The organism is Variovorax sp. J22R115, assembly GCF_030317005.1.
Taxonomy (GTDB): Bacteria; Pseudomonadota; Gammaproteobacteria; order Burkholderiales; family Burkholderiaceae_C; genus Variovorax.
The window spans coordinates 276,310-298,504 of record NZ_JASZYM010000004.1; the positions used below are offsets into that span (position 1 = coordinate 276,310).

The window sequence follows — 22,195 nt, forward strand, 5'->3', positions numbered from 1 at the left end:
GCGGCGCCGGCTGCGGCTATCTCTTAACGACCGCGTAGCGCTGCAGCGTGCGGTCGCGCGCCTCGGCGTGATCGACGATGGGCTTGGGGTAGGTCTCTCCCAGCTTCACGCCTGCGGCCACGAGTTCCAGCGGCTTGGCTGTCCATGGCGCATGGATGTGCGCATTGGATAGCTTGGCGAGTTGGGGCAGGTAGCGGCGGATGAACTTGCCTTCGGGGTCGAAGCGCTCGCTTTGCGTCACCGGGTTGAAGATCCGGAAATACGGCTGTGCGTCGCAACCGCTGGAACTCGCCCACTGCCAGCCCCCGTTATTCGAGGACAGCTCGAAGTCGTTGAGATGCCCGGCAAAGTAGCGCTCGCCGCGCCGCCAGTCGATCCCCAGGTCCTTGCAGAGAAAGCTCGCGACCACCATCCGCAGGCGGTTGTGCATGTAGCCGGTCTGGTTGATCTGGGCCATGGCCGCGTCGACAAGCGGATAGCCGGTGCGGCCCTTGCACCAGGCTTCGAAAAGCATGTCCGCATGTTTGCCGTGGTGCCACTGGATCTTGTCGTACTCGGGCCTGAAGCTACGCGACTCGCCGCCCGCTGCCACGTACGGATGATGCGCGAGGATCTGGAAATAGAAATCGCGCCAGATCAGTTCGCTGAGCCAAGTCCCCGCACCCGGATCGCCCTGCAGCGTCAGCTGGTGCGCGATGCCCGCGAGCTGGCGAATCGAGACGGTGCCGAAGCGCAGGTGCACGCCGAGGTAGCTCGGCCCGCGCACGGACGGAAAGTCGCGCGTCTGGTGATAGCGGTCGATGCGCTGGAAGAAGTCGTCGAAGAGCGCGGCGCCGCCCTGGCTGCCGGTGGGGATCTCCAGTTGGTCGAGGTTGCTTTTCTCGAAGCCGATCTCGGCAAGCGGCGGCACCGGGCCCTTGAACTTCTCCGGCACCGGCGCCAGCGCATCGGCATAGCTGCGCACCGGGTAGGGTTTCAGGTAGAAGGTGTCGACCTTGGAAAGCCAGGCGCGCTTGTAGGGCGTGAAGACGGTGTAGGGCTGTCCTGCCTGGGTCAGGACCTCGTCGCGCTCGAAGACGGAATGGTCCTTGTAGGTGTGAAAAGCGACGCCGCCGTTTGCCAGTGCGCCGAGGACCTTGGCGTCGCGCGCCAGCGCGTCGGGCTCGTCGTCGCGGTTGGCGAAAACGGCCTGCACGTCCAGCGTGCGTGCGAGCTGACCGATCTCGTCCTCGGCGACGGCATGGCGAATGATCAGGCCCCCACCCAGCGACCGCAGTTCGGCGTCCAACTCGACCAGCGATTCCCGGATGAACTCGACGCGCCGGTCCACGCGGGGGAGCGAATCGAGGATCGCGCGATCGAAAACGAACACGCACACCACCTGCCGGCACGCGCGCAGGGCCTGGTAGAGCGCCGCGTTGTCGTCCACTCGCAGATCGCGGCGAAACCACATCAACCCCTTAGGATATGTTTTGTCGACGGCCAGTAAAATCGGCGGCATGGCCTCCGATTCTGCCCCGATGAACCTTACGCATCATTTTCTGATTGCGATGCCGGGTCTGGAAGACAAGGCCTTCAGCCGCAGCGTGGTCTACCTCTGCGAGCACAGCGAGCGCGGCGCGCTCGGCCTCGTCATCAACAAACCCAGCGACATCAATCTCAAGGTGCTGTTCGAGAAGATCGAACTGCACCTCTCCAGCCCCGAACTCGGCAAGGCGCCCGTGTTCCAGGGCGGCCCGGTGCAGACCGAGCGCGGCTTCGTCCTGCATGAGCCGGTTTTCGCCCAGGCGGACAAGCCCAACGAGTCGGTCTACGCATCGACCATGACGATCCCTGGCGGCCTCGAAATGACGACCTCCAAGGACGTGCTTGAAGCGCTCGCCACCGGGGCCGGTCCGCGCAAGGTGCTGGTTTCGCTGGGCTACGCGGCCTGGGGCGAGGGCCAACTCGAATCCGAATTGGCCGAGAACAGCTGGCTCACGGTCGGCGCCGATCCCGCGGTGATCTTCGACACGCCGATCGAACAGCGCTACGACAAGGCGCTGTCGCTGCTGGGGCTGGAGGCGTGGACCCTGTCGCCGGACGCGGGGCACGCATGAGCGCAGCGCCGGGCCGCCCCAAGCAAGCTCGCACCCCCTTGGGGGGCAGCGTGGACACGAAGTGCCAAGCGTGGGGGCGCGCATGAGCGTTACGGCGATGCCCGACGCTACCCCTCCGGTTTCCGTTCCCTCCCACTTTCAAAGCTTCCTGGCCTTCGACTTCGGCCAGAAGCGCACCGGCGTCGCGAGCGGCAATCGTTTGCTCAGAACAGCGACGCCGCAACCCACCATCAAGGCCGAAGGTGATGCGCGTTTCGCGCAAGTGGAGGCCCGTATCCGCGATTGGCAGCCCGATGCGCTGGTCGTCGGCGTGCCCTATCACCCCGACGGCGCGCCACACGACAACACCCGCGCCGCTCAACGCTTTGCCCGGCAACTGCACGGCCGCTTCAAGCTGCCCGTGTACGAGGTCGACGAACGCTACAGCACGACCGAGGCGCTCGCCTCGGGCGCGCGCGATGCCGACGCCGCGTCGGCCTGCATCATTCTTGAACAGTTCCTGAGGAGCCTTCCGTGAACTCCATCCCTGACGCCGAAGCGCTCTACGTCGAGTTGCTCCGCGGCGTGAAATCCCTGATGCGCCAGGACACGCGCCTGGTCGGCATCACCTCCGGCGGCGCATGGCTGGTCGAGCGCCTGCAGAAGGACCTGGGCCTGGCCGGTGCGCCAGGCATCATTTCTTCGGCCATGCACCGAGACGACTTCGCGCGGCGCGGGCTGGCCGCCAGCGCGCAGACGACGCTGCCTTTCGACGTCAACGGCGCCGACGTGCTTCTCCTCGACGACGTGCTCTACACGGGCCGCACGATCCGCGCGGTGCTCAACGAGCTGTTCGATTTCGGCCGGCCTGCCTGCGTGCGCCTGGCGGTGCTGATCGACCGAGGCGGCCGGGAACTGCCGGTGGCCGCGGATTTCTCGGCCCAGCGCCTCGAACTGCCGGCAACCCAATTGCTCGCGCTCGCACGCAGCGACAAGGGCGCCTTCAGCTTCAAGGTAGAGGAAAACACCTGATGCTCTACAAACGAAACCCCCAGCTCAACAAGCACGGCGAGCTGATCCACCTGCTCTCGATCGAGGGCTTGCCGAAGGACATCGTCACCCACATCCTCGACACCGCCGCCAACTTCACCAGTGTGAGCGATCGCGAGGTGAAGAAGGTGCCGCTGCTGCGCGGCAAGAGCGTGTTCAATCTGTTCTTCGAGAACTCGACGCGCACGCGCACCACCTTCGAGATCGCGGCCAAGCGGCTGTCGGCGGACGTGATCAACCTCGACATCGCGCGCTCGTCGGCGACCAAGGGCGAATCGCTGCTCGACACCATCGCCAACCTGAGCGCGATGGCCGCCGACCTGTTCGTGGTTCGCCACAGCGAATCGGGCGCGCCCTACCTGATCGCGCAGCACGTGGCGCCGCACGTGCACGTGGTGAATGCCGGCGACGGCCGCCACGCGCACCCGACGCAGGGTCTGCTCGACATGTACACGATCCGTCACTACAAGAAGGACTTCGCGAATCTCACGGTCGCGATCGTCGGGGATGTGCTGCATTCGCGCGTGGCGCGCTCCGACATCCACGCGCTCACCACGCTCGGTTGCGCCGAGGTGCGCGTGGTCGGCCCCAAGACGCTGGTGCCCACAGACATGGCGCAGATGGGCGTGCGGGTGTGCCACACGCTGGAGGAGGGCATCAAGGACTGCGACGTCATCATCATGCTGCGGCTGCAGAACGAGCGCATGAGCGGCGCGCTGCTCCCGTCGTCGCAAGAATTCTTCAAGACCTTCGGCCTCACGCCCGAGAAGCTGCAGCTGGCCAAGTCCGATGCCATCGTGATGCATCCCGGGCCGATCAACCGCGGCGTGGAAATCGACTCTGCCGTGGTCGACGGCCGGCAGAGTGTGATCTTGCCGCAGGTCACTTTCGGCATCGCCGTGCGAATGGCGGTCATGAGCATCGTCGCGGGTAACGAAGCATGAGCAACATCCTGATCACCAACGGTCGCGTCGTCGACCCCGCAGCCGGCCTGGACCGGAAGGCCGACGTCGCGATCGCCGACGGCAAGGTCTTCGCCATCGGCGACGTCTCCAGCGAATTTCGCGCGGAGCGCACGCTCGACGCGCAGGGCTGCCTCGTCGTGCCCGGACTGGTCGACCTTGCCGCCAGACTGCGCGAACCCGGCTATGAGCATGAGGGCATGCTGGAAAGCGAAATGGGCGCGGCCGTCGCTGGCGGCGTGACCAGCCTGGTCTGCCCGCCGGATACCGACCCGGTGCTCGACGAGCCCGGCTTGGTCGAGATGCTCAAGTTCCGCGCCGAGAAGATGCGGCGCGCGCGGCTCTTCCCGCTCGGCGCGCTCACGCGCAGCCTCGCGGGCGAGGTGCTGACCGAGATGGCCGAACTTACCGAGGCCGGCTGCATCGGTTTCGGCCAAGCCGACATTCCGCTGGGCAACACGCAGGTGCTGCAGCGCGCACTGCAGTACGCCAGTACCTTCGGCTACACCGTGTGGCTGCGCCCGCAGGACCGCGACCTGGGCAAGGGCGTCGCAGCCAGCGGTCCGCTCGCCACACGGCTGGGGCTTGCGGGCGTGCCGGCCGCGGCCGAGACGATCGCGATCTTCACCATCATCGAACTCATGCGCAGCACCGGCGCGCGCGTGCACCTGTGCCGCCTGTCGAGCGCGGGCGGCGTGGCGCAAGTGCGTGCGGCCAAGGCCGAGGGCTTGCCGCTGACCTGCGACGTCAGCATCAACTCTTTGCATCTCGTGGACACGGACATCGGCTATTTCGACAGCCGTGCGCGCCTGAATCCGCCGCTGCGCCAGCAGCGCGATCGCGATGCGCTGTCGGCCGGCCTGGCCGACGGCACCATCGATGCGCTGGTGTCCGACCACACGCCGGTGGAGGCCGATGCCAAGACGCTGCCCTTTGCCGAGAGCGAGCCTGGCGCGACCGGCCTCGAACTCCTGCTGCCGCTCGCATTGCTGTGGGGCGAGCAGAGCGGTGCGGGCCTGGCGCGCGCCATCGAAGTGGTGAGTTCCGGGCCCGCCAAGCTGGTCGGCGCCCAAGGGGTGGGCCGCCTGATGAAGGGCGGCGCGGCGGACCTCTGCGTCGTCGATCCTGCACTTGAATGGCAGGTGCAGCCCGAAGCGCTCAGGAGCCAGGGCAAGCACACGCCCTTCGGTGGCTACGCCATGCACGGCCGTGCCCGCTTCACGCTGGTGGGCGGACGCATCGTCCACGGCTAGCGCAAACAGCATGCACGCCTTGTCCGCGAGCCTCAAGCTCTTGCGCGCGCTCGCGAACGTGTTTGCGGGCTGGTGGATCATCCGCACGCAGTTCCCGCACCTGTCGCCAGCGGAGCGAGAACAGCGCGTGCAACAGTGGTCCGAGCGGATGCTCAACCTGATGGGGATCAGCCTGACGGTGCAGGGCACGCCGCCCGACCGAGGACCGGTGCTGCTGGTGTGCAACCACCTGTCGTGGCTGGACATCCTCACGATTCATGCGGCGCGGCACGTGCGTTTCGTGTCCAAGTCGGTGGTGCGGCACTGGCCGGTGATCGGCACCTTGTCGACCGGTGCCGGCTCCCTCTACATCGAGCGCGAACGGCGGCGCGACGCGGTGCGCGTGGTGCATCACATGACTGAAGCTTTGCGCGAAGGCGACGTGATCGCGGTCTTCCCGGAAGGCACGACCAGCGATGGCCACGGGCTGCTTCCTTTCCATGCCAATTTGCTTCAGGCGGCCATCTCGTCCGGTGCGCCCGTCCAGCCGGCCGCGCTGCGCTTCGCCGATGCGGCCACCGGAGAAACCAGTTACGCGCCGCGTTACATCGGCGACGACAGCCTTTTGACCTCGGTGTGGAACACGCTGAAGGCACCCCCGCTGCTGGCGATCGTGCGCTTCGGCGAGCCCCAGTCTTCGCACGGACGCGATCGACGCGCCTGGGCAAAGAGCCTGCACGCCGACGTCCAGGACCTGCGCCGCGAATTGAAGTAGAGCTCGCCCCCAGGCTTCGCGCACTTCGTGTCGCTTCGCCTACCCCCTGCCGGGGGCAAATACCTGCGGGCAATGACGCCGCCGCAAAAAAACAGCGCCCCGAGAGGCGCTGTGTAACGGCGCCGGGTAGCGCCGGGAGGAGGAATCGTTACTCAGTAATCAAAGGACGCCAAAGACCTTCAGGCCGATGATCACCACGAGCGGAACGCCGCAGAGCCAAAGGATGATGCTTTTCATGAAGGTCTCCGGTTGGTGTGTGTGAACTCACCTTAGTCAAGCGCCGAGGCGCCCGATGCCGGAAAAGACAATGGGACGGCGTGGTCCCTTGCCTACAGGCTGTCTCAGCGCTGGAGCAGTCCCAGATAGTGGTCGAGCATCTGGAAATGGTCGTCCAGGAAGCGATCCTCGCGCGCGCACAGGTCGGAAATGGCCGTCCATTCGGCCGCGGCGGCATCGTCATCCGCACGCAGGGCAGGGAGTTGGCGCTCGCCCAGATCGAAGAAATGGCCGTGCGTGATGGTGCGTCCGCGCGCACTCCGGTCGGGTTGATCGAACACGTCCGCGGCCTTCAGGCAGGCGCGCAGGACATCGGGCGACAACGCGAGGTGCGTTTCCTCCTCCAATTCGCGAAGGGCAGCCTGCAATGTCGTTTCGCGCTGTTCCAGGAAACCACCGGGGACTGCGAAGAGGCCCTTGCCGGGCGCCTGTCCACGCTCGATCAGCAACACCTGATCCTGGCACTTCACGACGCAATCGACCGTGACCAGCACGGGCGGATAGGGCGCCGCGGCCCATGAAGCCTCGTACTGCCTGAGCAACTCGGCCTCCTGTGCGAGCGCCTGGAAATGGGGCTGCGTGCTCCATGCGCGGAGGAAGTCGATCGTGCCGGCCGGCCATTCGCCAGCGAGCGACGTCAACGCCGCGTCGGGCGCGGCGAAGAGCGCATCGCGCATCGCGCTTGCGCGCCGCACCGGCACGCCGTCGGCGGCAAGCAAAGTCCAGTCCGGAAAGGCTCGGAGGTACTCGCGGGTGGCGTCCCGGAAATGGCCGACCAGTGCGATCGAGGGTGGAGGCCCCGCACCGCCACCGGTCAACACTTGCGCGACCTCGCGCCGTACGGCGTTGACCCACCGCGTCTCGTCGAAATAGTCACGGACCGGGACGAAGCGCAGGCGCGCGCGCTCCTCCTCGGGCACTGCGTGGCGGATCATCTCGGCGCGCTCCTGCCAACTGAACGGGTGCTTGGGCGAAAGCGCCTGGAAGGCTGATCCGATCACCACCACCACGTGAGGCGCCGCATCGAGCGCCAGCCTCAGAAGTGACAGGTGCCCGTTGTGGAAGGGCTGGAAGCGGCCGATGAGAACCGCGAAGTCGTGCGGCGCCGGGGAGTTGGAGGCGGTCATGCGGGGGCGTGTGCGGATGTTCAAGTCCACACGATACGCGCCCCCGGCAGGCCGGAGACCCTGACGCCTCAGGAGCGCTTGACCAGCATCGCTCCCAGCGCGAAGACGGAATTCGGCGCGTTGACCCGGAGCGGCGGCCGTGTGGCCGCAGGGACGACGGGCGCGCGCAGTGGGCGTTCGCGCTCGATCAGCACGCCGCGAGCGATCTGCTCGTCGACCAGGCTCTGCAGCGTGACCGAATCCAGAAATTCGATCGCCCGGCGATTGACGGCGGCCCACAACTCGTCCGTGGTGCAGCGCTTCACCGCGCCCGGGACTTCGTTCAGCGGCCTCGACTCCTGATCGATATCGCCGTCGATGGCCAGGATGATCTGCGCCACGGTGATCTCGGCCGCCTTGCGGCCGAGCGAGTAGCCGCCGCCCGGTCCTCGCGTCGATTCGACCAGTTCGTCGCGGCGCAGCTTGGCGAAGAGCTGCTCCAGATGCGACAGCGAAATCCTCTGGCGTTGGCTGATGGAAGAGAGGTTGACCGGGCCCATGCGGCCTCGGAGTGCCACGTCGATCATGGCAGTGACGGCGAAGCGACCCTTGGTGGTTAGACGCATCGGTGATTCTTTCAATAGGGACAGGGGACGCATCGGGGGCGCGCGGACGCGCCGATGCAGAGCGCTCGCATCGAGAGGCTGGGAGCCGGAGGGCTCTCGAGGCGGCGAGCCTTAGAGGATGAAGGCGCGGTCGCGCGGTGGCCGCTTGGGCTGCGCGAGGAAAGGCGAAGGCGTGGCGCTCATGGCCGGTTGCGGCACTGGCTCCGAGGCGAACACGGCGAGAAAGGCCTGGATTCCGCCCGTTGCGGCCTCGGTGCAGCCGGAGTTGGCTTCGTCCTGGAGCGCGGATGCGTCCTCGGTGCCATCCACCGGCGCGTCGACGCTGGCAGACAGGTCAAGCTGCACCTGTGTCAGGCTGGCGCCGCCGTGATCGCGCGAATGCGTCGAACCGTGGGCAACGGCCGCGAAACCGAAGCAAGACAGTACGAAAGCGATGAAAGAGGCGGCGAGCCAGCGGGGCATGTGGCGATGATTTTATGGCATGGCACAGTCCGGGTGGCCGGAGGAAAGCTCAGGGGCTTCCCGGACCGACGACGCCTTCAGTCCGGCTTGATGTTGGCCCGCGAGATCACTTTTTTCCAGCGCGCCTGTTCCGACGCGATGAACTGCGCAAACTGCTCCGGTGTGCCGCCGACGGCTTCGGCGGCGTCACCGCGAAGCCGCTCCGTCGCCGCTGGCGACCGGACGGCCTTCATGGTTTCGGCGGACAGCTTCGCCACGTTGGCAGGCGCCATGCTCGCCGGGGCGAGCATCCCGTACCACTGCGTCATCTCGAAGCCGGGGAAGCCCTGCTCCGCCACCGTGGGGACATCGGGCAACTGCGGCAGGCGCTTGGCGGAACCGGTCGCGATGCAGCGCACCTTGCCGGACTTGATGAAGGGAATGATGGCCGCCGCACCGATCGCCGAAGCGTCCAGCCGGCCGGACAGCAAGTCGGTCAGCATCGGGCCCGTGCCGCGGTACGGCACATGCAGCATGAAGATGCCCGAGGTCATCTTCAGGTATTCGAAAGCGAGATGACCGGCACTGCCGTTGCCCGCGGAGCCGTAGCTCAGCTTGCCGGGCTTGGACTTGGCGTAGGCGATGAACTCGGTGAGATTCTTGGCCGGCACGTCGGGATGCACCACATACAGGCTGGGCACCTTTGCCAGCAGGCTGACCGGCTTGAAGTCCTTGTTGGGGTCGTACGGCAGCTTGTCGAAGATGAACGGATTGACCGCCAGCGTGCCGATGTGCCCGAGGATGATGGTGTGCTGATCCTCGCTGCGCGCGACTTCCGCCATCGCGATGTTGCCCGCTGCGCCGGGCTTGTTGTCGACGAAGACACTCTGGCCGAGCGTGTTGGAAAGCTCCGCGGCGGTGGAGCGTGCGACGATTTCCGAGCTTCCGCCGGGTGCGAAGGGGACCACGAAACGCACGGACTTGGTCGGCCAGGTGGCCTGGGCCGATGCTAGCGATGGGAGGAGGCCGCCAAGCCCCAGCGAGCCTCCGGTCTGGAAGAGCCGACGCCGCGTGAGGCGAGTGCCGGCCAGTGAATCTTCGGAATTCGTGTGCATCGTCGTGTCTCCATGGCTTTGTGCAAGGCTCGCATCTTGCACTCAGTCGGTAGCGATGCATGGGTCGGTGCGCTCAAGGGCTGCGCGGTGACGGACGCGACGTGCGAAGCGGCTTTGTTGAAGCCTGCGAAACGCCCGTGCTTGCTGCTCCGTGGTGCCCTCGACAGGAATCGAACCTGTATCTGAGTCTTAGGAGGACCCCGTTCTATCCATTGAACTACGAGGACGAGAGCGGCCGCAACTTTACCAGTTCAGTTGAAGTGCATCGTGTAGATCAGGTCGACGCCGCTGGGCTGGCCCGCCTGGGCGCGGAGGGTGAGGCGGCGGGTCAGGTCGTAGAAGATGAACAGCGTGCCCAAGGTGCCCGCCAGGCTGCGCTCATAGGTGATGTAGAAATCCCTCGCGACGCGCTTGCCGACGGTCACGGCGGAGTCGCGCACTTCGCCGCTGCCTCCCGGGCCCCTGAAGCCGATCTCGTCGAGTCCGAAGCGGCTCGCAAGCCCGCCGCCGGTGCCGCCGCTGCCGAGCCCTCCGAGCAGCGCCAGCGCGGCCTGCTGCAGGATCACCGATTCGCCGCCGCTGGTGGCCGATGCGCGGCCCAGCATGAGCCATGAGAGCGTTTCCTGGTCGGAGAGTTGCGGCGACGAATACAGCCGCACGCGCGGCGATTGCGCGGTGCCGGTGATGGCGACGCCGGCCCGCTGGCTGATGTTGGGGCGGATCGCCAGGACGTCGAGCTGCGGGTTGTCGAACGGGCCGTTGAAGCGCGCAACGCCGGTTTCGATGGTGAGCTGCTGCCCGTAGGCGCGGAACTGGCCACTGACGGTACGCACTTCCCCGGTGATGCGCGGCGGGGCATTCAGTGCGGTGCTGCGGATGTCGAGCTTGCCCTCGAGCCGCGTCGTGACGCCGCGTCCCTGCACGGCGAAGTCGTTGCCGAGGTCGAAGTTGACGGCGATGTCGGGCGGCTTCGCGGTCTGGGCCTTGGCCACTTCGGCCTGATTGGCTGCGGCCCGACGTTCGGCCTCCTCTGCGGCTTGGCGGTCGATGGCGGCCGAACGCACCACCACGTCGCTGCCGAGGCTGGGCGCGGTCTGCTCGGGCAGGATGATGACGGCGCGATCGGTCCTGAGGTCGCCGCGCACGGTGAACTGGCCGCTTTCGAGTCGCGCCTGAACGTCGCCCGAGAGCGTGACCTGGCGATCGGCCCGTACCAGCACGCGCAGAGCGCGCAGCTGAGCCTGCAGGGACATGCGGATGCCGGTGCCGGCGCCAGGGGCGGGCGCAGAGCCCCAGGAGAGATCGCCGCGCGCCGAGAGGGTGCCGCCGTCTCGCGATGCCTCGCTGGCGGCGGTACTCAGGTTGCCGCTCTGGCCCGGAATGCGAGTCTGGCTGCCGACGCCGCCCTTGAGGGTGAATTCGTTGATCTCGACGCGGTTGCCTTCGAGCCTGGCGCGCAGGCTTCCATCGCGAAGGTCCAGGCCCTCGACCAGCGCGCGCACTGCGAGCTGGTCGGCGTTCAGCGTGCCGCCCCAGCGCGGCTCGGTACGGCTGCCCGACAGCGTGGCATCGGTCTGCAGCGTGCCGGCCACCCGCCAGCCGGGCGGCGCGAGCATTGACCAGACGCCCAGGTTGGGCATGCGGGCGGTGACGCGGCCTGCCAGTGGCGCATCGGGTGCCCATTGCCAGCCGCCCTGGCGTTGCAGCACGCGTGTGCTGGCCTCGATGCGGATCTCGCCGGCGCGCTCGCTGTCCCACGCGAGATGGCCGCGCACCGTGTCGCCTTCGGCGTCGACCGTCAGCTCGGCCTGGCGCAAGCCGGCGGGCGTGCTGGCGCCGGGGCCGGCCGCGTCCATGGTGGTTTCGCTCGGAGTACCGGTGCCGCGGCTGGTAATGCGCGTGACCAGCGCGGCCTCGCCGGCCTGCACGCGAAGGTCCCCGCTCTTGCGAGTGACCCGGGCGCGGGCGCGCAGGGTGTCGCCGGCGTCGATGTCCCAGTCGCCGTCGAACACCAGGTCGCCGCTGAAGCCGACCTGGGCGAGTGCGTTGCCTTCGCCGAAGGCTTCGGCCCATGCCATGGGCAGCCCCTGCATCCGGCCCTTGGATTGGACGCGGAACGCGAGGTTGGGCGCCGCGCCGCTTCGGCCGAAGCGCAACGGCTCCCAGTCGATCTGCACCGTGCCCGGCAAGGGGCCGCGCAGCGTGGCGGCTGCGGCGGAGGCTTCGACCTCGAGCCGCGGATTGGTGCCCGGGACGTTGCGGATCGTCGCGCTGACGGCGCGGCTCAGTTCCACGGTCCATGGGCCGGGGCGCGTGCTGTCATGCGCCTGCAAATGCAGGCTGGCGAGCGCTGCGCGCCACTGGTTCTCGCGTTCGACACCGCCGCTGCCTCGGGTGTCGAGCGTGATCTTCCGCGTGCCGCTCGTGGCTTCACCCTTCAGCGCCAGGGTGGCCTGGGCCAGGCTACCCGACAGTTCCGCGCGCACGCCGTTGAAGGTGATGGCGGTCGGGCTTTCCGCCGCGGTGGGCGGCGCAAGCCGCAGGTCCAGCTTGGGCACAGTCAAAGTCGCCTGGAGCGTCGGTTCGGCGGCGCCGCGCGCGGGCGGTTCGTTCTGGAAGCGGCGCTGCATGGCCTGCCATCCACCCTGCCATGCGGCGTCGAGGCGGGCGTTGCCATGCACGGTGGCGCCACCAAAGGGGTTGTTCAGTTCAGGCAGTGCCTCGATCCACGCCTGCATCGCGCCGGCATCGTCGACCTGGGCCCGGATCTGCCCGTTGCCGGTGGCGAGCGCGATCCGCCCCTGGATCTGCACCGTGCCGCCCGGCACGACGAGGTTCAGGTTGCCGTTGCCGGCCTGCGCGTCGACGAGCACTTGCAGGCGTCCATCGAGGCTGGCTCGCTGCGCTTCGATGCGCAGGGTGCGCAGGTCGAGCACCTTGTCCTTCCACTGGCCTTGCGCCTGCGCGCGTTCGAGTCGCAGGCCGTGCGAATCCCGGCTGCCCGCGCCGCCCTCGGCCCGGAGCGCGACATCGAAGCGCAGCGCTTCGCCTTGCTGGTCGGCCTTCACGGTGCCGATTACCGGTGCGCCGGCGAGCTGCGTGTGCAGCGCGCCGAGCTGCACGCTGCGCACGGTGGCGCGCGCCTGCCAGGGGGCGGGAGCGGGGCTCCAGTTGCCTTCGGCCTCGATGCGCCCGCCGCCCAGATGCACCGTGGCGGCTGGCAGCGTCCAGTTCGTGCCGTCGAAAGTGGTGCGCGCCTCGACTTGCTCGATCGGCAACTTGCCGGTGTCCCACGGGCCGGGCAGCGCGTTGCGAATGTCGGCGCTGGCCTTCCAGCCCTGAGTATCGACCGTGGTGTCGGGGCCGGCCTCGATCTCGCCGGTGAGCTGGGTGGCGGGCGCTTCGGGCCAGAGGCGGGCCAGGTCGACGTTTTCGAGTTCGGCCTTGGCGTCGATCACGGGCTGCGGTTGCCAGGGCGCGATGTTCGCCTGCAGTTGCGCGCGCATGGGCGGCTCCGCGCTTTCCTCGACGGGCTGCAGGTGTGCGTCCACGGCGATGCGCGCGTCGGCGCCGGCGAGGCTGCCCTTCACGCTGGCTTCGGCCCGCACGTCGATGCTGCGGTCCTTGGCGAGCGATGCGCGCACGCGCCCGTTCATCGACGCTTCGATCTCCATCGGCGCCGGTCCCTGCAGCTTGAGCTTCGCGCCGTAGTGGCCGTCGGCGATGTCCACCCCCTCGATGTCGAGCAAATGGTGCGAGTCGGCATAGCGGTAACTGCCGGCGAGCATCGTCGCCTGCAGGGCCGGTGGTCCGGCCCAGCGCAGGTCGTCGATGCGGAACGGGATTTCGATCTCCACCGGCAGCACGATCTGCTGCAGCGGCTCGACCGGCTTGTCCTCGCGCTCGCCGCGTTGTTCGATCAGCACCTGGCCCGCGCGGACCTCGCCGAGTTGAACCCGGCGTCGCAGCAATGGCGCAAGTTGCCAGCCGATGCGAACGTCCGTCACCTCGACCGCGAGGCTCTCGCTTTCCCATCGCAGCCAGCCGATGCGCCCACCGGCGCGCAACGAGCCGGTGACGTCACGGCTCTCCAGCGTCTGAGTGGCGGGCAGGTAGCGCGCGGTGCGTGCGAGGGCGAAGGCCAGCGATTCGTTCGTGCCCAGCCACCACCATGCGCCTGCCGCGAGCGCCAGCACCAGGACCACCAGCCCCGTCACGCCCCAGGCGAACATCCGCAACACGCGGCGGCCGAACGATCGGCGCGCCGGCGGCGCTGGCGTGAGCCCGGTGGAGGTTTCGGTCGCCATCGGTTTCAAAAAGTGAAGCCTAGTCGGAAGTGCAGCCTGAACTGGCTCACCTGGATGCCGTAGGCCACGTCGATCTGCACCGGGCCGATGGGGCTGCGCCAGCGCGCGCCGACGCCGACGCCCACCTGGGTCTGCATGTCGCGGGGATGGTCGGCCACCGCACCTGCGTCGACGAAGACGGCGCTTTCCCAGTCGGTCAGCTTTCCGTCGTAGACGAAGGGGCGTTGCCATTCGACGCTGGCAACGCCGAGGTAGCGCCCGGCGACCACGGTGCGGTCCGGCCTGACTTCACCGATGGACCGGTAGGCGTAGCCACGCACCGTGGTGTCGCCGCCCGTGAGAAAGCCCAGCGTGGCGGGAATCTGCGCTGTGTCGCTCGCGACCACAGCCCCCAGTTCGCCGCGCAGTTGGATGCGGCCGCGGCGCGCCTCGGTGCGGTCCGCGTTTTCAACCGTGCCGAAGGGAACGAACCCGACCCAGCGCGCATAGGTCCGGGTGAAGGGCGCGCGTTCGCCGGTCAGCGTGTACCCCGCGCCGAGCTCCAGCGAAATGCCTTGGCCGCGGGTCGGTGCGGCGGCGTTGTCGAAGTAGCGCCCGGTCCAGCCCCAGTTGAGGCTCAGCGCCGAGGCCGAGGGCGGCGGATCGAAACTCCCGTGGTTGCGTGCGTAGTCGTATTGCAGGAACAAGCTGCGGTCGATGTGGTCGCTGGCCTGGCTGCGGCCGCCGCGCAGGCGTCCGCTGTCGACCTTGTAGCTGCCCGAGACCTCGCTCTTGAGCTGCGCCGACCCGAACGACCGCCAGCCGCTGTCGTCGGGGATGGCTGCCCACTCGGTGCCGAGCGATTGCTTGTCCCGGTCGAGGTAGAGCCCGGACACCGCGCGCCACCCCAGGATCGGCATGCTGTTGTGAATGTGGTCCAGCGACAGCCGCAGGCCACTGTCGGTCGTGAAGCCCACGCCGCCCACGATTTTCTGGAGCGGTGCTTCCCGCACTTGCGCGATCACGGGCGCAAGCAAGGGATCGGTATCGTTCGTATCGAGCGTGAGGAACACCGATTCGAAGTAGCCGCTGCCCGCCAGGCGCTGCTGCGCATCGAGCAACTGCTGCCGGTCATAGTCGGCCCCGGAGGGAACGCGCGCGAGCCGGCGCACGCTGTCCGCGTCGAGGCGCTCATTGCCCTGCACCACCAGCGGCCCGAAGCGGTAGGCCGGGCCGGAATCGAGCGTGACGCCCAGCTTCGCCTCGCTGCGGTCGGCGTCGATCTCGGCGCGGCTCGTGAGGATGCTGCCGGTGGCGTATCGCCTGGCCGTCAGGTTGCGCAGGGCGGCGGCCTTGGCGCCGTCCCACGCCTGCTGGTTGAAGGGCTGGCCGGCGCGCATCGGCCATTCGACGCGAATCGCGTCGCGTCGCGGCTCGGACGCCTTGTCCTCCGCGATGGGCCCGTTGAAGTCGATCTGCACGTTGCTCACGCGCGTGAGTTCGCCGGGCACCACCGTGATCTTCACTTCGCGCGGCGCCTTCGCGCCGGGCGTTTCGCGCAGTTCGAGCGTGAGGGTGGGGGTGAAGTAGCCGACGGTGTTGAGCAGTTCGCGCGCGTTGGCTTCGGCGGCGACCATCAGCCGCGACAACTCGATGGCGCCGAGGTCGTCGAGTTGGCGGTAGCGCTGGATTTCGAGGTTGCGCACGAGAAAGGCGCGCACCGAGTCGGGGGCTTGCACGTCGACGGTGAACGCTTCACCGCCCTTGGACTCGCGGCCCTCCCCGGCCACCGGGCTCGCGGCCGTGTCCGTCTCTGCTGCCTCCTTCGAAGGCAGCAGGCTGCAGCCCTGCAAAAGAAGGACGCCTGCAAATAACAACGCCGGCGTCCAAGCCGGCGTGAGAAGACGGACCATCCCAAGCATGCGGGCATTTTGACAGCATGCGGATCGGCTCCAGGGCCCGCCACCCCGACAAGTGGTCTGGCGGGATCAGCGGCCGGTGATTCTTCGGCCCAGGGCCCAGATCACGGGCGGCACGATCATGCGGGCGAAGGTCTTGACCCGATCCACCTGCGCCGGCCGCATGAACACCGACGCAGACTCGTCGCCGTGCTGCTTGCCGGCGAGCTGGCTGGTGTAGTAGTACGCCGCCACCGAGCGGCGAGGGCGCCCATCAGGCGTTTGCAGGGGCCTGGTATGCCCGTGGTAACTCTTGGGACCGTGCGGCATCAGGATGGTCCGACCGAACTCTGGCTGGACCCTGGTCACGCAATGATTGACCTTCTTGTCCCACAGTTCCAACTCCGAGCCCCATTCTGGATCCCATCCCTTGTTCAGGTAGGTGATGAACACCATTTCGTTTTTCAGCCCCAGGTGGCGGTGGCGGTTGAAGTCGCGATGCACCGCAAAGGTCGCCCCGTTGCGGCTCTCATGCAGCCCGCCGCCGAAGAGCTTGGGGTCCGGCAGCAGGTAGGGCACGTCCGTGACGCAGGACAGCCACTCGGTGAACCAGCCCGAATTGACGATGTTGAAGTAGAGCTGGGTTGCCGGGCCCAGCGTCACCCCGAGGACCGAGCGCCGGGTGCATTCGTACTTGCTCTTGATGTCCGCCCAGCCGGAAGCGGGAAGCATGTCGAATTCCTCGGCGACCAGTTCCAGCAGGGCCGGGTGAAAAATGCCGTCGAGAACCAGATGCGGGAACGGCTTGGCATCAAGCAGCCGGTGTCGGAGTCGCTGGCGGTATTCGGGGACGAACAGTGCGGTGTCGACCAACTCGTCCATGGACAGGCGCACGCCGCGGATGCTGATGAAGTCAGGCGGCGTCTTGTGGAGCGTGCGGCTCGAATCCGATGGCATGGGCTGTTCACGAACCGGGGACTCGATGGGGAAGGACAGCAGGGCAGACACGGCGACACCTCCTCCGGATTCAGTTGGAACGTATTTCTTGTGAATCCTTAAGTTTTAAATGTAATGCGAAAAACGCGCGGTGTGACATTTTTTCAAGATTTACATCGATTTGTAAGTGACTTACTCCCTCCGATGTAGGAGGGAGCGCCAGGGCCTTTTACTTGGAAAGCAGCCGCATCGCATCTTCCAGTCCCCGCAGAGTGAGCGGGTACATGCGGTGCGAAACGAGTTGTTGCATCACGGCGATGCTCTGCCGGTACTGCCAGACGCCCTGCGGCTCGGGATTGATCCAGGCGAACTTCGGAAAGGCGTGCGTGAGGCGCTGCATCCATTCGGCGCCGGCTTCCTCGTTGTTGTATTCGACGCTCCCGCCGGGCTGCAGGATCTCGTAAGGACTCATCGTCGCGTCGCCCACGAAGATCAGCTTGTAGTCCTTGTTGTACTTGCGAATGATGTCCCAGGTCGCGAACTTCTCGGAGTAGCGGCGACGGTTGTTCTTCCACATGAAGTCGTAGACGCAGTTGTGGAAGTAGTAGAACTCCAGGTGCTTGAACTCGGTCTTGACGGCCGAGAACAGTTCCTCGACGCGCTGGATGTGCTCGTCCATCGTGCCGCCGACGTCCATCAGCAGCAGCACCTTCACGTTGTTGTGCCGCTCCGGCACCATCTTGATGTCGAGATAGCCGGCGTTGGCCGCGGTCGAGCGGATGGTGTCGTCCAGGTCCAGCTCTTCCTCATGGCCTTCGCGTGCGAACTTGCGCAGCCGCCGCAGCGCGATCTTGATGTTGCGCGTACCGAGTTCCTGGCTGTCGTCGTAGTCCTTGTAGGCGCGCTGGTCCCAGACCTTCACCGCGCTCTTGTTCTTGCCGGCGCCGCCGATCCGCACGCCTTGCGGGTTGTAGCCGCCATGGCCGAAGGGCGAGGTGCCGCCCGTGCCGATCCATTTGTTGCCGCCCTCGTGCCGCTCCTTCTGTTCCTCGAAGCGCTTCTTGAGCGTTTCCATGAGCTCGTCCCAGCCCATCTTCTCGATCTTGGCCTTTTCCTCGGCGGTGAACTCGCGTTCCAGCGTCTTGCGAAGCCAGTCGAGCGGCACTTCCTTGGTGAAGTCGGCCAGCATCTCGACGCCCTTGAAGTACGCGGCAAAGGCGCGGTCGAACTTGTCGTAGTGCTTCTCGTCCTTCACCAGGGCGGTGCGCGACAGGTAATAGAAGTCGTCGAGGCCGAAGGCGCCGTCGGAGTTGGGTCCGACGACGTCGGCCTGCAGGGCTTCGAGCAGCGTCAGGTATTCCTTGACCGATACCGGAAGCTTCGCGGAGCGCAGGGTGTAGAAAAAGTCGATCAGCATGGCGAATCACTCCCGGGGCGAAGGGTTCGTGCGGGGCTTGTCCAGCAGGTAGAGCAATTGGGCGCGCACCTCGGGCCACTCGCCCGAGCGCAGGCTGTACATCACCGTATCGCGGATGGTGCCGTCGCGGCGCAGCGCATGGCCGCGGATCACGCCGTCTTTCCTGGCGCCGAGTCGTTCGATGGCGCGCTGCGACGCGTGGTTGAAGTTGTCGGTGCGCCAGCCCACCACGTTGCAGTCCAGCGTATCGAAGGCATGCGTGAGCATCAGCAGCTTGCAGGTGGTGTTGACATGCGTGCGCTGGCAGCGCTTCGCGTACCACGTGTAGCCGATCTCGACACGCTTCACCGCGGGAAGGATGTCGTGGAAGCTGGTGCTGCCGAGCACCTCGCCGCCGGCCTCGTCGGTCACGGCGAAGGCGAAGCGGTTGCCGGCCTCGCGCATCTGCAACGCACTCTCGATGTAGCTGCGCGTGTCCTTCGGCTCGGGCACCGAGGTCACGCGGATGTTCCACAACTCGCCATCGGCCGCAGCGGCGCGAAGGCCTTCCTCATGACCCAGCGTCAGCGGGACCAGCGAGATGCCGCGCGCACTGAGCGTGACAGGCTCGACGAATGCCATCCTCAACTCCTCGGAGAACCGTATTTGCGTGTGTACCAGGCGCGTGCGAAGTGCACGCCGCCACCGCCGCCCAGGCCGATCAGCAGGATGCCGGCGATGGCGTTGTTGCTGTAGCCGCCGGGCCCTAGCGCGTCGAAGCCGAGCACAAGCCCGAGCCACCGGCCCAGCAATGCGCCGACAACGAACAGCACCGCCTGCGCGACGCCGAGCAGCATCAACTGGCGGGTGGGCTGGCGGCTTTCGCTCATCGGTTGTTGCGTTGCATGAAGACGAGCTTTTCGAACAGGGTCACGTCCTGCTCGTTCTTGAGCAGCGCACCCACCAACGGCGGCACGGCGACCTTGTCGTCCTTGCTCTGCAGCGCTTCGAGCGGAATATCTTCGGCGACCAGCAGCTTGAGCCAATCGAGCAGTTCCGAGGTCGAGGGCTTCTTCTTCAGGCCCGGCAGGTTGCGCACGTCGTAGAAGGTCTTCATCGCCGAGGTGAGCAACTCCTGCTTCAGCCCGGGGAAGTGCACCCCCACGATGTTCTTCATCGTTTCCGCGTCGGGGAACTTGATGTAGTGGAAGAAGCAGCGGCGCAGGAAGGCGTCAGGCAGCTCCTTCTCGTTGTTGGAAGTGATGAACACCACCGGCCGGTGCTTGGCGCGGATCAGTTCGCGCGTCTCGTAGCAGTAGAACTCCATGCGGTCGATCTCGCGCAAGAGATCGTTCGGAAATTCGATGTCAGCCTTGTCGATCTCGTCGATGAGCAGCGCCACCGGCTCGTCCGACGTGAAGGCCTGCCACAGCACGCCCTTGACGATGTAGTTGTGGATGTCCTTCACGCGCTCGTCGCCCAACTGCGAATCGCGCAGGCGGCTCACCGCGTCATATTCATACAGGCCCTGCTGGGCCTTGGTGGTCGACTTGATGTGCCACTGGAGCAGCGGCAGGTCGAGAGCCTGTGCCACTTCTTCCGCGAGCATCGTCTTGCCGGTGCCTGGTTCGCCCTTGACGAGCAGCGGTCGTTTGAGCGTGATGGCTGCGTTGACCGCGAGCATCAGATCCGGTGTGGCGACGTAGTTGTCTGAACCCTTGAATTTCATGGATGGCGTAGTGCAGGGTGGTTGAAAGAACACAACATTGATCAGCGTTGCTGAGCGTTCCGACTGCCTCGCCGATAGGGGCCGCGAGGAGCCCCATATAATCAAATGTTGATTTGAAATCTGTTTTCTCCACGAGATTGTGCGCGCAAAATGAACAAGTTGTTGACCACGATGTTTGCCCTTGCTGTCGCTTGCGTGACGGTCTCGGCCCAGGCCCAGAAGATCACGGGCAATGCTGAAGCCGGAGCGAAGAAGACGGCGATGTGCGTGGGTTGCCACGGCATCATCGGCTACCAGGCCAGCTTTCCCGAGATTCACAAGGTCCCGATGATCGCGGGCCAGAGCGCGACGTACATCGTCTCGGCGCTCACCCAATACAAGGGCGGCGAACGCAAGCACCCGACGATGCGCGCTATCGCCGACACGCTGAGCGAACAGGACATCGCCGACCTCGCCGCCTACTACAGCCAGCTCGGCGTCAAGGAAGGCGGCGCGCCGCCGCTCACCGTCGCCAGTCACCCGAGCGAAAAAGTGCAGTCGCTGATCGCACGCGACAAGGACAACGCCTGCACCAAGTGCCACGGCGCCAACTTCAACACGCCGAACGATGGCACGGTCCCGAAGCTCGCGGGCCAGCACGCCGACTACCTCTACGTCGCGCTCAAGTCGTACAAGGTCCAGAACCAGCACCAGCTCGGCCGCTCTAACGCCGTGATGAGCGGACAGGCCAAGAAGTACACCAATCCCGAAATCAAGGATCTCGCCAGCTACATCAGCTCGCTGCCCGGTGAGTTGAAGACCGTGCCGGAGTCGCTCCTTCACGACCCCAAGTAAAGGTTCAGCTTGCAAACAACAAAGCCCGCTTGCAGCGGGCTTTGTTGTTTCTGACGTGTGCCTCAGGGTGTGTCAGACGTCGAAGAACACCGTCTCCGCAGGGCCTTGCATGTGGATGTCCACACGATAGGTCACCGCACCGCCGGATTCGCTGCGCTTCGCGATCAAGGTGTCGCGGCGTTCGGCCGGCACGCTGTTCAGCACGGCGTCTTTGCCATTGGCCTCGGCCTCGTCGCTGAAGTAGATGCGCGTGAAGGTGTGCAGCAGCAGGCCGCGCATCAGCACGATCACGTTGACGTGCGGCGCTTCGCCAGCCGCTTCCGCACCCGGCTTGACCGTGTGGAACACGAAGCGATTCTGTGCATCCGTGCCCGTGCCCGCGCGGCCGAAGGCGCGAAAGCCGATGGCGCGTGCGTCGTCGACCGATTGCGGGTACTCGCCGGTGCCGTCGGGCTGGCTGATCTCGACCAGCGCGTCGTTGATCGGATTGCCGTCGCCGTCGATCACTCGGCCTTCGAGCCGGATGCGCTCGCCGCGTGCGCCGTCGAGCGCGAGGACCGCGTCGAAGGGCTGGTCGAAGTCATAGCCGTACTGCGTGGCGGTGAGACCGTAGGCAAAGTAGGGGCCGACCGTCTGCGAAGGGGTCTGGCCGAAGTTGGTTTCGAGTGAGCTCATCATGATTCGGTGTCTCCTCAGCGGTTTTCGAAAGGCGTCTCGTCGGCGCCGCGCAGCACGATGTCGAACACGTAGCCTAGGGCGTAGCCGTCTTCCGTGACGTCGAGACTGAAGTCCGAGATCAGGCGGTTGCGCGTCTTCTCGGGGGTGCCGGTGACCATCGGGTCGTACTGCAGGAGCGGGTCGCCCGGGAAGTACATCTGCGTGACCAGCCGGCTGCCGAAGTGCTCGCCGAACAGCGAGAGATGGATGTGCTGCGGACGCCATGCGTTGGGATGGTTGCCCCATGGGTAGGCGCCCGGCTTGATGGTCAGGAAGCGGTAGCGGCCTTCGTTGTCGGTCAGGCAGCGGCCGGCGCCCAGGAAGTTGGGGTCGAGCGGCGCATCGTGCTGGTCGACCTTGTGCACGTAGCGGCCGGCCGCATTGGCCTGCCACAGTTCGACAAGCGTATTGCGCACCGGGCGGCGGCGCTCGTCGAGCACCTGGCCGGTGAGGATCATGCGTTCGCCGAGCGGCTCGCCGTTGCGGCGCGCGTTGCGCGTGAGGTCATGGTCGAGCTCGCCGATGCTGCTGTGGCCGTAGACCGGCTGGCGCAGTTCACCCAGCGAAGCTTTGAGCGGGATCAGCTGCTGCGTCGGACCGCGCTTGGCCGTCGAACGGTAGCCGGAATAGATGTACGAGGGATGGCTGGGCCAGTCGCGCGGCGAAAGCTGGGGCAGCGCGCCGCTCTTGGGGGTGGAAGAAGGCATTCGACTTGTCTCCGGGATCGTGAGGGTGCCG

21 protein-coding genes and 1 tRNA gene are annotated in these 22,195 nt (G+C 66.5%); 7 read left to right on the forward strand and 15 right to left on the reverse strand.

Annotated features, from left to right (window positions below; genetic code table 11):
- Window positions 1-16: 16 nt before the first annotated feature.
- Window positions 17-1,501: a deoxyribodipyrimidine photo-lyase gene (locus QTI04_RS08915; RefSeq protein WP_286615166.1), complete on the reverse strand. Its 1,485-nt coding sequence runs from the start codon at window positions 1,499-1,501 to the stop codon at window positions 17-19.
- On the opposite strand from QTI04_RS08915, the gene QTI04_RS08920 reads away from it, so the two are divergent.
- From QTI04_RS08920 to QTI04_RS08945, 6 genes are all read left to right on the forward strand, one after another.
- Complete coding sequence (locus QTI04_RS08920) at window positions 1,500-2,099, forward strand: YqgE/AlgH family protein (RefSeq protein ID WP_286567882.1); 600 nt, start codon at window positions 1,500-1,502, stop codon at window positions 2,097-2,099. The genes QTI04_RS08915 and QTI04_RS08920 overlap by 2 nt on opposite strands.
- Before the next feature lie 82 nt (window positions 2,100-2,181).
- Window positions 2,182-2,616, forward strand: a complete 435-nt coding sequence (gene ruvX / locus QTI04_RS08925) for a Holliday junction resolvase RuvX (protein WP_286615168.1) — start codon at window positions 2,182-2,184, stop codon at window positions 2,614-2,616.
- Window positions 2,613-3,110, forward strand: a complete 498-nt coding sequence (gene pyrR / locus QTI04_RS08930; protein ID WP_286601175.1) for a bifunctional pyr operon transcriptional regulator/uracil phosphoribosyltransferase PyrR — start codon at window positions 2,613-2,615, stop codon at window positions 3,108-3,110. The genes ruvX and pyrR overlap by 4 nt, the downstream gene beginning before the upstream one ends.
- Window positions 3,110-4,072 (forward strand): aspartate carbamoyltransferase catalytic subunit, encoded by a 963-nt coding sequence (locus QTI04_RS08935; RefSeq protein WP_286567879.1) that lies wholly within the window; start codon window positions 3,110-3,112, stop codon window positions 4,070-4,072. The genes pyrR and QTI04_RS08935 overlap by 1 nt, the downstream gene beginning before the upstream one ends.
- The gene (locus QTI04_RS08940) at window positions 4,069-5,343 is read left to right on the forward strand and encodes a dihydroorotase (RefSeq protein ID WP_286615170.1); all 1,275 of its coding nucleotides are present in this window, start codon (window positions 4,069-4,071) and stop codon (window positions 5,341-5,343) included. The genes QTI04_RS08935 and QTI04_RS08940 overlap by 4 nt, the downstream gene beginning before the upstream one ends.
- Window positions 5,344-5,353: 10 nt before the next feature.
- The gene (locus QTI04_RS08945; protein WP_286601179.1) at window positions 5,354-6,097 is read left to right on the forward strand and encodes a 1-acyl-sn-glycerol-3-phosphate acyltransferase; all 744 of its coding nucleotides are present in this window, start codon (window positions 5,354-5,356) and stop codon (window positions 6,095-6,097) included.
- 341 nt (window positions 6,098-6,438) lie between these two features.
- On the opposite strand, the gene QTI04_RS08950 is transcribed toward QTI04_RS08945, so the two are convergent.
- From QTI04_RS08950 to QTI04_RS09005, 12 genes are all read right to left on the reverse strand, one after another.
- Window positions 6,439-7,500 (reverse strand): NUDIX domain-containing protein, encoded by a 1,062-nt coding sequence (locus QTI04_RS08950; protein ID WP_286601180.1) that lies wholly within the window; start codon window positions 7,498-7,500, stop codon window positions 6,439-6,441.
- A 68-nt stretch (window positions 7,501-7,568) separates the two neighbouring features.
- On the reverse strand, window positions 7,569-8,105 hold the full coding sequence (locus tag QTI04_RS08955; protein WP_286615172.1) for an Rrf2 family transcriptional regulator: 537 nt from the start codon (window positions 8,103-8,105) through the stop codon (window positions 7,569-7,571).
- 111 nt (window positions 8,106-8,216) lie between these two features.
- The gene (locus QTI04_RS08960; protein WP_286615174.1) at window positions 8,217-8,567 is read right to left on the reverse strand and encodes a hypothetical protein; all 351 of its coding nucleotides are present in this window, start codon (window positions 8,565-8,567) and stop codon (window positions 8,217-8,219) included.
- 77 nt (window positions 8,568-8,644) lie between these two features.
- The gene (locus QTI04_RS08965; RefSeq protein WP_286615175.1) at window positions 8,645-9,661 is read right to left on the reverse strand and encodes a tripartite tricarboxylate transporter substrate binding protein; all 1,017 of its coding nucleotides are present in this window, start codon (window positions 9,659-9,661) and stop codon (window positions 8,645-8,647) included.
- Between the two features lie 152 nt (window positions 9,662-9,813).
- Window positions 9,814-9,888 (reverse strand) — tRNA-Arg (locus QTI04_RS08970).
- 24 nt (window positions 9,889-9,912) lie between these two features.
- Window positions 9,913-13,968: a translocation/assembly module TamB domain-containing protein gene (locus QTI04_RS08975; protein WP_286615178.1), complete on the reverse strand. Its 4,056-nt coding sequence runs from the start codon at window positions 13,966-13,968 to the stop codon at window positions 9,913-9,915.
- A 5-nt stretch (window positions 13,969-13,973) separates the two neighbouring features.
- Window positions 13,974-15,869 (reverse strand): autotransporter assembly complex family protein, encoded by a 1,896-nt coding sequence (locus QTI04_RS08980; RefSeq protein WP_286615180.1) that lies wholly within the window; start codon window positions 15,867-15,869, stop codon window positions 13,974-13,976.
- Window positions 15,870-15,935: 66 nt separating this feature from the next.
- On the reverse strand, window positions 15,936-16,853 hold the full coding sequence (locus QTI04_RS08985) for a 2OG-Fe(II) oxygenase (RefSeq protein WP_286615183.1): 918 nt from the start codon (window positions 16,851-16,853) through the stop codon (window positions 15,936-15,938).
- A gap of 157 nt (window positions 16,854-17,010) precedes the next feature.
- Window positions 17,011-18,198, reverse strand: coding sequence for a VWA domain-containing protein (locus tag QTI04_RS08990; RefSeq protein ID WP_286601188.1), 1,188 nt, complete (start codon window positions 18,196-18,198; stop codon window positions 17,011-17,013).
- Window positions 18,199-18,204: 6 nt separating this feature from the next.
- Window positions 18,205-18,819, reverse strand: a complete 615-nt coding sequence (locus QTI04_RS08995) for a GNAT family N-acetyltransferase (protein WP_286615184.1) — start codon at window positions 18,817-18,819, stop codon at window positions 18,205-18,207.
- Between the two features lie 2 nt (window positions 18,820-18,821).
- A complete protein-coding gene (locus QTI04_RS09000) occupies window positions 18,822-19,067 on the reverse strand; it encodes a hypothetical protein (protein WP_286601190.1) in 246 nt (81 codons plus the stop codon).
- Window positions 19,064-19,906, reverse strand: coding sequence for a MoxR family ATPase (locus QTI04_RS09005; protein ID WP_286615186.1), 843 nt, complete (start codon window positions 19,904-19,906; stop codon window positions 19,064-19,066). Before QTI04_RS09005 ends, QTI04_RS09000 begins: the two co-directional genes overlap by 4 nt.
- Window positions 19,907-20,056: 150 nt before the next feature.
- On the opposite strand from QTI04_RS09005, the gene QTI04_RS09010 reads away from it, so the two are divergent.
- Complete coding sequence (locus tag QTI04_RS09010; protein WP_286615188.1) at window positions 20,057-20,740, forward strand: cytochrome c; 684 nt, start codon at window positions 20,057-20,059, stop codon at window positions 20,738-20,740.
- Window positions 20,741-20,812: 72 nt separating this feature from the next.
- On the opposite strand, the gene pcaG is transcribed toward QTI04_RS09010, so the two are convergent.
- On the reverse strand, window positions 20,813-21,421 hold the full coding sequence (pcaG, locus tag QTI04_RS09015) for a protocatechuate 3,4-dioxygenase subunit alpha (protein WP_286615370.1): 609 nt from the start codon (window positions 21,419-21,421) through the stop codon (window positions 20,813-20,815).
- A gap of 11 nt (window positions 21,422-21,432) precedes the next feature.
- Complete coding sequence (gene pcaH, locus QTI04_RS09020; RefSeq protein ID WP_286615190.1) at window positions 21,433-22,164, reverse strand: protocatechuate 3,4-dioxygenase subunit beta; 732 nt, start codon at window positions 22,162-22,164, stop codon at window positions 21,433-21,435.
- Window positions 22,165-22,195 lie beyond the last annotated feature (31 nt).

Excerpts from the sequence above, each read along its gene's own strand:
- QTI04_RS08920 (WP_286567882.1), top strand. The coding sequence starts at position 1,500 with ATGGCCTCCGATTCTGCCCCGATGAACCTTACGCATCATTTTCTGATT.
- QTI04_RS08915 (WP_286615166.1), bottom strand. The coding sequence starts at position 1,501 with ATGCCGCCGATTTTACTGGCCGTCGACAAAACATATCCTAAGGGGTTG.
- ruvX (WP_286615168.1), top strand. The coding sequence starts at position 2,182 with ATGAGCGTTACGGCGATGCCCGACGCTACCCCTCCGGTTTCCGTTCCC.
- QTI04_RS08935 (WP_286567879.1), top strand. The coding sequence starts at position 3,110 with ATGCTCTACAAACGAAACCCCCAGCTCAACAAGCACGGCGAGCTGATC.
- QTI04_RS08940 (WP_286615170.1), top strand. The coding sequence starts at position 4,069 with ATGAGCAACATCCTGATCACCAACGGTCGCGTCGTCGACCCCGCAGCC.
- QTI04_RS08945 (WP_286601179.1), top strand. The coding sequence starts at position 5,354 with ATGCACGCCTTGTCCGCGAGCCTCAAGCTCTTGCGCGCGCTCGCGAAC.
- QTI04_RS08950 (WP_286601180.1), bottom strand. The coding sequence starts at position 7,500 with ATGACCGCCTCCAACTCCCCGGCGCCGCACGACTTCGCGGTTCTCATC.
- QTI04_RS08955 (WP_286615172.1), bottom strand. The coding sequence starts at position 8,105 with ATGCGTCTAACCACCAAGGGTCGCTTCGCCGTCACTGCCATGATCGAC.
- QTI04_RS08960 (WP_286615174.1), bottom strand. The coding sequence starts at position 8,567 with ATGCCCCGCTGGCTCGCCGCCTCTTTCATCGCTTTCGTACTGTCTTGC.
- QTI04_RS08965 (WP_286615175.1), bottom strand. The coding sequence starts at position 9,661 with ATGCACACGAATTCCGAAGATTCACTGGCCGGCACTCGCCTCACGCGG.
- QTI04_RS08975 (WP_286615178.1), bottom strand. The coding sequence starts at position 13,968 with ATGGCGACCGAAACCTCCACCGGGCTCACGCCAGCGCCGCCGGCGCGC.
- QTI04_RS08980 (WP_286615180.1), bottom strand. The coding sequence starts at position 15,869 with ATGCTTGGGATGGTCCGTCTTCTCACGCCGGCTTGGACGCCGGCGTTG.
- QTI04_RS08990 (WP_286601188.1), bottom strand. The coding sequence starts at position 18,198 with ATGCTGATCGACTTTTTCTACACCCTGCGCTCCGCGAAGCTTCCGGTA.
- QTI04_RS08995 (WP_286615184.1), bottom strand. The coding sequence starts at position 18,819 with ATGGCATTCGTCGAGCCTGTCACGCTCAGTGCGCGCGGCATCTCGCTG.
- QTI04_RS09000 (WP_286601190.1), bottom strand. The coding sequence starts at position 19,067 with ATGAGCGAAAGCCGCCAGCCCACCCGCCAGTTGATGCTGCTCGGCGTC.
- QTI04_RS09005 (WP_286615186.1), bottom strand. The coding sequence starts at position 19,906 with ATGAAATTCAAGGGTTCAGACAACTACGTCGCCACACCGGATCTGATG.
- QTI04_RS09010 (WP_286615188.1), top strand. The coding sequence starts at position 20,057 with ATGAACAAGTTGTTGACCACGATGTTTGCCCTTGCTGTCGCTTGCGTG.
- pcaH (WP_286615190.1), bottom strand. The coding sequence starts at position 22,164 with ATGCCTTCTTCCACCCCCAAGAGCGGCGCGCTGCCCCAGCTTTCGCCG.